We start from the raw sequence: 10,444 nt of genomic DNA, 5'->3' as shown, positions 1-10,444 counted from the left end.
GTTGTCTTTCACCACACCCCCCCCGCCCGGTGTGGGTTGTGCTCAAGGGGGGGCGCGGCCCGGGGGGGCGGCCCCCCCCACGACACACCTCTCACGGTCGATCCGGGTCCCGCACGGTGTCCACGATCGCCCCCAACTGCGCGATCAACCCGCTCAACCCGAGCGTGTCACCGCCGATCTGCACCGATTTGAGCTCCTGCGGGGCGGGCAGATGATCCACGATCGCCGGCAGCGCACCCACCAGCTCGGCCTGAATACTGCTGGCGTTGCGCAGATTCGCGTTCTCCACCGCGACCCGCTCACGCTCGAGACCCAGCAGCGCCTGCTCGTGCGCGGCCCGCGCCCGCGCCGCCTCCAGCGCCAGCTCGGCCTCGAGCTCCTGACGGCGCAACTCCGCGGCCAGGCGCGTGTTCTCCGCCCGCTCGGCATGCTGATCGCGCTCGAGCCGCAACGCGTGCAACGCGGCCTCCTGCGCCAGATCCGACACCGCCCGCTCGTCGGCGTGCGTGCGCTCGGTCCGGCGCAACCGCTCGGCGGCCTCGCGATCGAACCGCGCGGCCTCGTGCTGGGCGCGCAGGGTCGACAGCTCCCGCTCGTTCTCGATCCGGCGCTCCTCGGCGGTGCGCGCGGCGGTGAGCTCGCGCATCGACACCGCCTCCTGCGCCTCGAGCTCGGCCAGGCGCGCGATCCGGTTCTGGTCACTGCGGTAGGGCTTTTGCAGGTTCTCCCACAGCGTGGTCGAACTGACCACCGCCTCCTTGATCTGCACGGTCACGATCCGCAACCCCAGCCCGCGATCATCGCGCTCGGCGGGCTCGGCCGAGCCCTCGGCCACCGTGCGCAGGCGTGCGGTCAGTTCCTCGATGATGGGTTGTTTGTCACTGAGCACATCGCGCACCGCCATCGTGGACACCTTGTCCTTGATCGCGGCCTCGGCCTGCTCCCGCAGTTGCACGTTCACCAACCGCATCGGATCCTCACCGTCGGAGAAATCGAGCTTGCGATACGCGGTGGCGAAATCGTCGATGATCCACTGCACGTACCCCTGCACGAGTACGCCCTGCAATTCCTGGCAGATGCAGTACGCGTTGATCAGGATCGTCTGGATCGCGCCCGGCACCACCAGATACGAATCGGTGCCCGGATCGAACCGGAACGACACCCCCAGCCCGATGTGCAGCGGCTCCTTGCGCCCGCGCCGGGTGTGCACGACGAACGCGTTCGGCGGCACCAGCACCGTCTGCCACCGCCAGAACCCGGTGATCCGCACATCCACCGGCCCCTGCACCGGGGTCTCGCGCGAGGGCCCCGCCCGGCCCGCGCGTTTGGCCAGCACACCCCGCCCGCCGCCACCCGACCCGTACGGCGCGCCCGGCTGCGGCGCGGACCGCAGATTCTCCTCGAGCACCGCCTGCTGCGCCACCACCTGATCGAGGTACGAATTGTTCTTGGCTGTCATGGCCGCAGGCTAGCCCACGAAAACCCCTCCCGCCCAGCGAATTTCACGCCTCGCGGCCGGCGGCACACGCCAGACGAACACCTGCGACGGAGGTCCACGGACCCCAGGTCATTGCGTCACTGTGACGCATTGACCTGGGGGTTTCCCCTCGTTCGAGCCCGGGGGAGCGGCCCCTCATCGCGGCGCGGCCCGCGCATCCCGCGCGTACTGGTGCGGGGTCTGCCCCTTCCACGACCGGAACGCGGCCGCGAACGCCGAACCACTCGAGTACCCCAGCCGGGTGGAGGTCTGCTCGGCGGTCAACCCGGCCGCGAGCAGCTGTTCGGCCAGCAACGCCGAGGTCTCATCACTGAGCTCCCGGAACGTGGTGCCCTCCTGCGCCAGCCGTCGCCGCAGCGTGCGCACACTCAGATTCAGCTCGTCGGCGATCTCGGGCTGCGAGGCCACCCCGGACCGGTGGATCAGCAGCTGGCGCACCTGCCCGCTGACCCCGTGCCGCGAGCGCCGCAGCTGCAACAACTCCATACACTTCTTCTCGTAGTAGGCCGCGGACAGCGAATTGGCCTGGGGGAGCGGCAGATCCAGCGCGCCCGGCGCGAACTTCAGGATCGTGCGCGGCGCCGAGAAACTCACCTCCGCGACCCCGTTGAGCAGGTTGAACATCTCGTACATGGGATGGGCGGCGATGGCGACCTCGACCCGCACCGGAATCGGGGTCAGGAAGAAATCGCGCTGCATGGTCGCGAACGTGGCCAGATCCCATTCCAGGGCGAATCGCCGGATCCGTTCGGGCACCGCCGAATCGTCACGGACCAGCCAGATCTCGGCGCCTTCGTTGTGCGCGCGGAACCGGGCCACACTGAACGAGAGGTCGTTGTACTGCACGAACACCTCGACCGCACTGCGCACGGTCGGGCTGTTGATGATCGCGAAACCCCACACGCCGTGATTGGCCAGATGCGAGCGGATCCCGGCGAACAACCCGAATCCGGGTTCGTCACCGAGCGCGGCGACCACGTTCTCGAGCAGCCCGATCTCCTGTGCGCGGGTGATCTCGGCGGTCGGATCGTCGAGTTCGTCGCGCGCGATCCCGGTGCCGCGCAAGACCTCGGCCACCGCGACGCCGCGTTCGACGGCGAACTGCGCGATGAGCATCGCGCTGGTGATGGAACGCCGTTGCCTCGGTCCGTCCGTCATAGAGGCATTTTCGCAAACGTCCAGCATCCACAGCACCGGAAATCGGAGATACGGCACCCGGGTGGCACTCCATTGATTCGTCACAGTGACGTTTAAGTCTGGACCGGCGAGACCCGGGGGAGCCACCGATAATCCACCCCGGCAACACGATTGGACCCGCGAGAGGCGCCGAGAGGCACACATCGGCCGATTCCGGGCCGAACAGGAAAATTTCCAGCACGGCGGCGGGTGCGCGCAAACAATTTTCCGGTGCGCCGAGAACGCGCCGGGGACAGGCGTTTACGCGCACGAACACATGCGCCCAGCCGGTGAGACCCGGGCGGCGGCGGGTGCGGGATCGGCGGAAAACGCGCGAATACGCCTGTCACACAACAAGATCAACAAGCCGGAGCAGCCGCCGTAAAAGTACCGATAATCGACATTATGTCAAGTTGATGGCCGAGCGGCATTCCCCGCAGTTATCAACCGGCACGCCCCGACCCCGGGTTCTGTTGCGCCACCGGCGAGTTCACCCATTCTTGCATCGAGTGCAAACCAGCAGCACTCCCCAGCCACCCCGCCCGGTGACCAGATCACCCCGCCCCCAAACCTGTTGGCCCAAGGTTGGCCGATTCTGCACATCGCCCACCGAACACCGCATGTCACATTCGAATAACATCGTCCCGCAGAGGAATTCGAGTCGGGAAGCGGTGTTGCGTGATGTTCGGTATCGGAAAGACAATCGCGAAGGTTCAGCACGAAGTCACTCGTCAGGTCGTCAACGCCCTGACCATGCCGCACCGCATCCCGTTACCGTTCGGCCCCACCCTCACCGACCGCGTCTCGGGCCGCACCGTACTCATCACCGGCGCCTCCAGCGGCATCGGGCGCGCCCTGTCCCTGCGCCTGGCCGCCGCCGGCGCCACGGTCCTGGTGACCGCGCGCCGCACCAGCGAACTCGACCAACTGGTTGCCCAGATCCACGCCAACGGCGGCAAGGCGTTCGCGCTCCCGGGCGACCTGTCCACCACCGAGGGCGTCGACAAGCTCGCCGACCAGGTCCTGATCGAGTTCGGCGCCCCCGACATCCTGGTCAACAACGCGGGCCGCTCGATCTGGCGCTCGGTCGCCGAGTCCGAGCATCGCCTGCACGATTTCGAGCGCACCATGCGCATCAACTACTTCGGCCCCGTCGGGCTCGTGCTGCGCCTGCTGCCGGAGATGCGCCGGCGCGGCTCGGGCCACATCGTGTCCAGCTCCTCGCTCGGGGTGATCACCGATATCCCCCGCTTCGCGGCCTACGTCGGCTCCAAGGCCGCCCTCGAGGCGGTGATGCGCATCGCGGCCAACGAATCCCACGGCGACGGGGTGCTGTTCACCGACGTCCGCATCCCCCTGGTCGCCACCGACATGAGCGCAGCCCTGGGCTGGAGCGGCTACAAGGCCCTGTCGACCGCGGCCGCGGCGAACATGCTGACCGACGCGATCATCGACCGCCCCGCCCACCTGGAGAACCTGCACGGCGCCCTGAGCATCTGGTTCAACCGCCTCCTCCCGGACCTGGCCCGCTACGGCCTCCACCAACTCCACCGCATGCTCCCCGAGGAGACCACCGCCCCGTCCCCCAGCCTCCGCCCGGTCCCCACCCCCGAACCCGCCCCGGCCCACGACTGAACTCCGGTTGCGAACCCGCTCCTGCCGATGCTCGAGCGGGTTCGCGACCGCGGCAGTGTTCTACGGCCACCGTGCTGCGGGTGGAACCGGCTGGCAGGGCCCGTCGCACCTGTCCTATCGGATACAGGGCCGAGCCCCTGTGCTCCCGCCGGCTGGGGTCGCGCGACGGCTTCCGGGCGGTCAGCGGGCGCTGAGCTCGATCAGGGTGCGGCGGTGGCGCTGCTGCAGTTCCAGGAGCTCGTCGTCGGTGTGGGCGGACCAGTCGTGCTGGGGCACGAACTTGGGGCGCAGGGCCCGGATCCGGTCCGCGCACCACATGAGTTCGGCTTCCAGGGCCTGTGGGTCGGCGCAGCCGGGCCAGGTCGGGGCGACCTCGATCGAGTCGATGGCGTCGCGGTTGCCGGTGAGGGTGACCACGGCGCGACCGTACTGGGTGGCGGCGCCGTTCATCAAGTAGCGGCCGTCCGAGAGCAGCTCGTCCTGCAGGCGGCAGTACTTGTTCCAGGTGGTGGTCTCGAGCAGCATGATCGTCTGATCGCGCAGGGTCAGCCGGTGATCGGGGGAATGCCGGGCCGGGCGGCGGCGATGACGACGTCGGCCGAGCTCGTCCGAGGCGTGGGCGGTGTGGGTGGTCAGCGCGGTGCGATACGCCTCGTACAGGGCGGCGCCGACGTCCTTGGGCGGCACCCGATGCGCCCAGTCGACACTGAATTCCAGGCTGTGCGGCAGCAGGCCGCGATCCAGGGTCATCATCACGTACGGCCCGGTGGTCGCGGACGTCGTCGCGGCGGGCGTCGCCGGTGCGGGGGCCGCGGCCAGGGCGGGCGGCTCGGCGGGCGCGGGCTGGGGTGTGGTGATCGTGGTGAGTTCGGCGGGCGCGCCCGGGAATCCGGTGACCTGGTGCACGGTGTTCGCGGACACGCTCATGGTCGCGGACACGGTGATCGATACCGAGACCGAGACGGTGTCACGCCGCTGTTCGCGCTCGTCGTCCTCGCCGTTGTCGATAAGGCTGAACGCCATGCCGAACCATCCCATTCACGCAGCCACCTATCGGCGCACAGTATCAAACTCGGGGTGGGTCGTGTTCCCGGACAAACGAATTCGCCCGGGATAGATCGCGGTCGGCCGGTATGGATCGCGGTCAGTATTCGACGGGCCCCGACCGCGCGGGTGCGGCCCTGCGGCGCAGCGCGGGCAGGCCGATCACGACCACCAGCGCGGCGACGATCAAAGCGTGCGCGGCGGACATGACGAGCATGGGCCGGGCGAACCCCTCGTCGGTGTACGCCCCGCGCTCCCCCACGCAGTACAGCGTGTAGTTGACCGAGGTGCCCTCGGAGTCGTGCCAGGTGTCCGACACGACCATCGGTTCGGTGTAGGGAGCCGAACAGAACAGCGGCGCGGTCAGTTTCGCCTCACCGGGCCAGATCGCCAAAGGTATGACGATGCCGGCCACGGCGGCGATGGCGGCCGCGCCCAATGCGGTCAGCAGCAGTCGGCGCATCATGCCCGCCTGACCCGGGTGAACGCGCCGGTGTGATCGAATTCCACGACCGTCTCCGCGCGCGGTGAGACGACATTGGCCACGATGCGGACCTCGTCGCCGAAACGGCCGACCACGATCACGCTCACGTACCCGTCGGTGAGCTCACTGCGCGCCAGCGCGGTATCGACGATGTCCTCCACCCGCGACAGCCCGCTCACCTCGCTCAGCGTGAAGCTCTCGGCGTCGAGGTCCTCGCGCGCGGACACCCGCACCGGTTCCGGGGATCCGAGGCCACCGAGCAGATACGAGTAGTCGTCGAGCTCGCGGGGCTGGTTCGGGGGCCGCACCCGCAGCCACACCGCGGCCTCGCGCGAGGTGAGATCGCGGTCGTCGAAGAAGGCGGTCACATGGGCGGGTTGATCGAACAGCACCGCCCGGAAACGCGCCGAGTCCGGTGCGGTGATCACCAGGACCGTCGCCTGCACCGGCGCGCCACCCAAACGCTGACTCAGGGCCGAGATCGCCCCCTGCGGCAGCGCACTCACCAATCCCCCGCCGCGCGCCCGCATCTGCGCTTCGAAATCGGCCCGGTCGATCGCCCCCGCGCAGCCCGCGGCGGCGAGCACGCTGACACACACCAGAATTCGCAACCACCCGCGTACGACTCGCATGCTAAAGGTTCACCGCCGACCGGGCACGACCGACGGCCGACGCACGCGTGAATACGCGGGCGCGCCTCACGGGTTCGGCGGCCGCTGCGGCCAGCGCACGTCCACGACCAGCCCGTAATGGTCGCTGGCGATGATGCCGGTCAACGGCTCGTGAAAGGCGAGGTCCGCGCTCAGCAGCCGGCCCGCACCCTCCGGGCGCAGGAACGGGTCACCCACGAACACGTAGTCGATCCGCTGGGGCGGCACGTTGAGAAACCGCGCCTGCGGGTTGGTGATCGGATCGTAGGTGTAGCCCACCTCGTTCGGGCGCAGCAGCGCCCACGCCTCCTGGAACGAGGTGCTGCGCCCCTCCAGCACCGCATTCGACTGCAGGAACCGGATCTCGTCCGAGAGCGGTTTGGCGTTGAAGTCCCCGCACAGGATCGGCGGCAGCGCGGTCACCGTGCGATCGTGCCGGGAGGCGATGATGTCGTCGATCTCCAGCACCTGCCGCACCCGCTGATACGCCTGCGCGGGCGGGGGCGCGAGATGGGTACTGAACACATCGGTCCCGGCGGTGCGCGCGTACAACAGCTCGGCCTGCATCCGATAGGACGGGTGCGGATCACGCGGGGCCGGATCACCCGGCAGCGCGAACACCTCGAACAATTCGATCGGCCACCGGCTCAGAATCGCCGAACCGAACCGCAGATTCCGATCGTGCCAGGCGTCCTCGGGCAACGCATACCCGCCGAAACAGCTGTGCCACCGCCCCGCCGGCGCGTTGTCCACCAGCCAGCGCGCGGTATTGGTGCTCTCGGACGCGGTGACGTCCTCCCACACCTCCTGCAGGCACACCACGTCGGCGTCGAGCCGCTCGAACCAGGCCAGCACCTCGTGCCGGCGCTGTTCCCACTTGGGCTCGAGCAACGACCCGATATTGAGCTGAGCGATACGCAAGGTTCCGGTCTCCGACATCGATACTCCGTATTCCTGTTCGCGCCCAAGGGAATCCACCCCGAACTCTACGACCCGCGCCCGCGCCCCCGCTACCAGATCAGCGTCTGCTCCCGCACCCGCACCCGCGCGAAGAACCGCCGCCCGATCCCCTGCCCGTCCCGGTTGTACGCGTTCATGATCTCGGCCAACTCCGCCGCCACCGCCGACAGCGCCGGACTCACCTCCCCGTCCGCACCCCACCCCCACTCCGCGGGCACCGCCTCGACCCGCACCACGATCGCCGACACCGCGGGCTCGGCACACACCTCGTAGACCAGCCCCGCCGGCGCATCCCGGATCGGATCGAACACCGCCACCTCATCCGCCCCGCCCGGCTCGGTGAAAACAACACGCGCGAACGCGATATCCGCGCGCACCAACTCCGCGACCTCCTCGAGCCCCGCATGCCGGCCCGCCCGCCCGTACCGCGCCCCGTACACCCGATCCCCCGCCTCGGCGCGCACACCCGCACCCAGGATCCGATCCAGCATCCGCCGCGCGGCCGCCCGCTCGTTCGCCCCCGTCGCCGGATGATCGATCAACGCCCGCAACCGCAGCACCCGAGAACTCATGACATCCCCATCCCTCGTCACGCGCGAGCGCGGCAGGCACCCACTGACCGGCGAGCCTGCCACACCCCACGCTCGTCCGGTCAGCGGCGCGCGAAAACCGCGCTGTGACAGGCACTCAGCAGAGCGATCAACTCCTGCGCCTCCCGATCGTCCAGCACCGCGAACGCCGGCGACACCAGATCATCGGTAATCGTCTCCGCCTGCACCCACCGCCCCTTCAAATCCGCCGTGATCTCCTCGAACGGCTCACCCCACCCGTACCCGCGCGCCTGATCCGGACCCGAACTCAACGGCGACCCCGCGATCAACACCGCCTGCAACGGCGACAGACCACTCGAACGCACCGCCATCAGATGCAACCCGCCCCGCAACTCCCGCAACGCCTGCACCGCGTGCGCCACCCGCGCCGGCGCGTCCTCCGCCCGCGGCAACGCCCGCCACCCCGCGAACAACGGCACCCCCGCCACCGACGCCGCGTCGGCCACCCGCTCCAGCAACTCCGCCAACCGCTCCACCGGCTCGAACCCCGCCAGCTTGCGCCGCCCGAAATCCTGGCACGCCTGCAGATACCCCTGCGCCCCCTTCGCCGCCGGCACCCCCGCCGTCGCCTCCCACGCCCCCCGCACCGCCGCCGGCGGGAAGAACCCGAACGCCGCGGCCACCACATCGGAGTCCACATCACCCAGCACCCCGCCCCGGCCACGGGTATACCCCGGCAGGAACCCCGGCACGCCCGTCGACGCGGCGAACGCCTTCGCCTCCCGGGAGAACATGAACCCCCCGCCGATCTGCTGGATCTGATCCTTCACCGCGGACGCAACCGACATGTCCGTTCCTCTCTGAGCGGAAAGCGCATTCTCCCCCGAGACTATTTCACCGCCCGGCACCCCCACCGGCGGGTCCGCTCCCACCCGCCCTGCCCAGTCCCCGGCACACGAAACCCCTGCTACCACATACCATCAGCATCACCCCAAAGTTGAACACCAGCCCAAATGACGGTTAATCTCATTGTGGTGCTAGGACATTCACACGCCACCAGCGGCGCGCTCGCCTGGTCAGCGGCCGCCGCAGCGCTACCGCTCACCGTATTGACCTATCCCGCAAGCCAAATGGGCAACATCCGCCCCGTCGACCTCGTCATGGGCGCCCTGCTCACCGCCGGCGCCGCCCTGCTCCCGGACGCGGACCACCCCAACGGAACCATCTCCCACGTCCTGGGACCGGTCTCCCACGCCGCCTGCAAATTCATCTCGTGGATATCCGGCGGGCACCGCCACGGCACCCACTCCTTCCTGTTCGTCGCCCTCGTCACCGTCGGCACCTGGGCCGGACTGCACTGGATAGGCCGCTGGTTCACCCTCGCCCTGGTCTTCTTCCTGCTCGCCCTGGCCGTGCGCGCCCTACACCTGGCACCCTCCGGCGAGGGACCCAAAGCCTGGGGCACCCATATCGCCCTCGCCGCCAGCGGCACCTTCGTCATGGACTACTTCATCAGCGACAAACCCGCCTGGCTCCCCTTCTCCGTCGGCCTCGGCGCCCTCGCCCACATCCTCGGCGACTGCCTCACCGACCGCGGCTGCCGCCTGCTCTGGCCCCTGGACATCCGCACCAGAATCCCCATCATCGACCGCACCGGCAACAAGATGGAAACCCTCATCCTGGTACCGCTGTTCGGCCTCGCCACCCTCGGCCTGCTCTGGTACACCATCACCCACCAGCCCTAGCCGACACACCGAACCGACCCGAAAACCCGGACACTGCAACCGATCAGCATCCGAGCACCCGCTCACGCTCGTATGATCTCCTGGTCAATCGGTCCGGGACAGGGACGGAGCACCATGAGCGACCGCGAAGAACTCAGCTGGGAACTATTCGGCACCGCCGCAAGGGAATTGGCGCACACCATCGCCAAGGACGGATTCGAGCCCGACCTCATCCTCTCCATCGCCCGCGGCGGCCTCTTCGTAGCCGGATCCCTCGGCTACGCCCTCGACGTCAAGAACCTGCACGTCATGAACGTCGAGTTCTACACCGGCGTCGACCAACGCCTCGACCTGCCGGTCATGCTGCCCCCGGTACCCAGCGCCGTCGACCTCACCGGAGCGACCGTCCTGGTCGCCGACGACGTCGCCGACACCGGCGCCACCCTCAAACTCGTGCGCGACTTCTGCCAGGACCACGTCGCCGAGGTCCGCTGCGCGGTCATCTACCAGAAGCCCCGCTCGGAAGTCGACTGCGAATACGTGTGGAAACACACCGACCGCTGGATCAACTTCCCCTGGTCCGTCGAACCACCCGTCGTCGACCGACCGGTCCGCGTACTGGACGCCTGAACCCAGCCCGGCTCGGGAAAGACGAAGCGCGGGGCGGGGTATAAGATAACCCCGGCATGATAAAGAGGGGGAAAGAAAAGAAAACCAACCAC

Annotated in this window: 11 protein-coding genes; 3 read left to right on the top strand and 8 right to left on the bottom strand. The window is 68.7% G+C overall.

Features of this window, described 5'->3' with window-relative positions; genetic code table 11:
• Positions 1–91: 91 nt before the first annotated feature.
• Both ACWIGI_RS31000 and ACWIGI_RS30995 read right to left on the bottom strand, forming a co-directional pair.
• Entirely contained in the window at positions 92–1,459 is a 1,368-nt protein-coding gene (locus ACWIGI_RS31000; protein ID WP_454206294.1) for an SPFH domain-containing protein, read from the bottom strand.
• A gap of 174 nt (positions 1,460–1,633) precedes the next feature.
• A complete protein-coding gene (locus ACWIGI_RS30995; protein WP_454206293.1) occupies positions 1,634–2,656 on the bottom strand; it encodes an AraC family transcriptional regulator ligand-binding domain-containing protein in 1,023 nt (340 codons plus the stop codon).
• Between the two features lie 699 nt (positions 2,657–3,355).
• Between ACWIGI_RS30995 and ACWIGI_RS30990 the strand changes: the two genes are divergently transcribed.
• Positions 3,356–4,309, top strand: coding sequence for an SDR family NAD(P)-dependent oxidoreductase (locus ACWIGI_RS30990; protein ID WP_454206291.1), 954 nt, complete (start codon positions 3,356–3,358; stop codon positions 4,307–4,309).
• Positions 4,310–4,489: 180 nt separating this feature from the next.
• Here ACWIGI_RS30990 and ACWIGI_RS30985 read toward each other — a convergent pair whose 3' ends face one another.
• From ACWIGI_RS30985 to ACWIGI_RS30960, 6 genes are all read right to left on the bottom strand, one after another.
• Positions 4,490–5,332: a hypothetical protein gene (locus ACWIGI_RS30985; protein ID WP_454206289.1), complete on the bottom strand. Its 843-nt coding sequence runs from the start codon at positions 5,330–5,332 to the stop codon at positions 4,490–4,492.
• 121 nt (positions 5,333–5,453) lie between these two features.
• Positions 5,454–5,816: a hypothetical protein gene (locus ACWIGI_RS30980; protein WP_454206287.1), complete on the bottom strand. Its 363-nt coding sequence runs from the start codon at positions 5,814–5,816 to the stop codon at positions 5,454–5,456.
• The gene (locus ACWIGI_RS30975) at positions 5,816–6,469 is read right to left on the bottom strand and encodes a hypothetical protein (RefSeq protein WP_454206285.1); all 654 of its coding nucleotides are present in this window, start codon (positions 6,467–6,469) and stop codon (positions 5,816–5,818) included. Before ACWIGI_RS30975 ends, ACWIGI_RS30980 begins: the two co-directional genes overlap by 1 nt.
• 66 nt (positions 6,470–6,535) lie before the next feature.
• Positions 6,536–7,426, bottom strand: a complete 891-nt coding sequence (locus tag ACWIGI_RS30970) for an endonuclease/exonuclease/phosphatase family protein (protein WP_454206283.1) — start codon at positions 7,424–7,426, stop codon at positions 6,536–6,538.
• Positions 7,427–7,497: 71 nt separating this feature from the next.
• Positions 7,498–8,019: a hypothetical protein gene (locus ACWIGI_RS30965; protein WP_454206281.1), complete on the bottom strand. Its 522-nt coding sequence runs from the start codon at positions 8,017–8,019 to the stop codon at positions 7,498–7,500.
• Positions 8,020–8,099: 80 nt separating this feature from the next.
• The gene (locus ACWIGI_RS30960) at positions 8,100–8,846 is read right to left on the bottom strand and encodes an SCO6745 family protein (RefSeq protein WP_454206279.1); all 747 of its coding nucleotides are present in this window, start codon (positions 8,844–8,846) and stop codon (positions 8,100–8,102) included.
• Positions 8,847–9,032: 186 nt separating this feature from the next.
• Here ACWIGI_RS30960 and ACWIGI_RS30955 point away from each other — a divergent pair, with 186 nt between their 5' ends.
• Positions 9,033–9,743, top strand: coding sequence for a metal-dependent hydrolase (locus tag ACWIGI_RS30955; protein ID WP_454206277.1), 711 nt, complete (start codon positions 9,033–9,035; stop codon positions 9,741–9,743).
• A 114-nt stretch (positions 9,744–9,857) separates the two neighbouring features.
• Positions 9,858–10,352, top strand: coding sequence for a phosphoribosyltransferase (locus ACWIGI_RS30950; protein WP_454206275.1), 495 nt, complete (start codon positions 9,858–9,860; stop codon positions 10,350–10,352).
• Positions 10,353–10,444: the final 92 nt, after the last annotated feature.

This window comes from Nocardia sp. NPDC055321 (assembly GCF_053645575.1).
The sequence above is the reverse complement of the archived record's forward strand: the minus strand, read 5'-3'. Positions and strand labels throughout refer to the sequence as shown.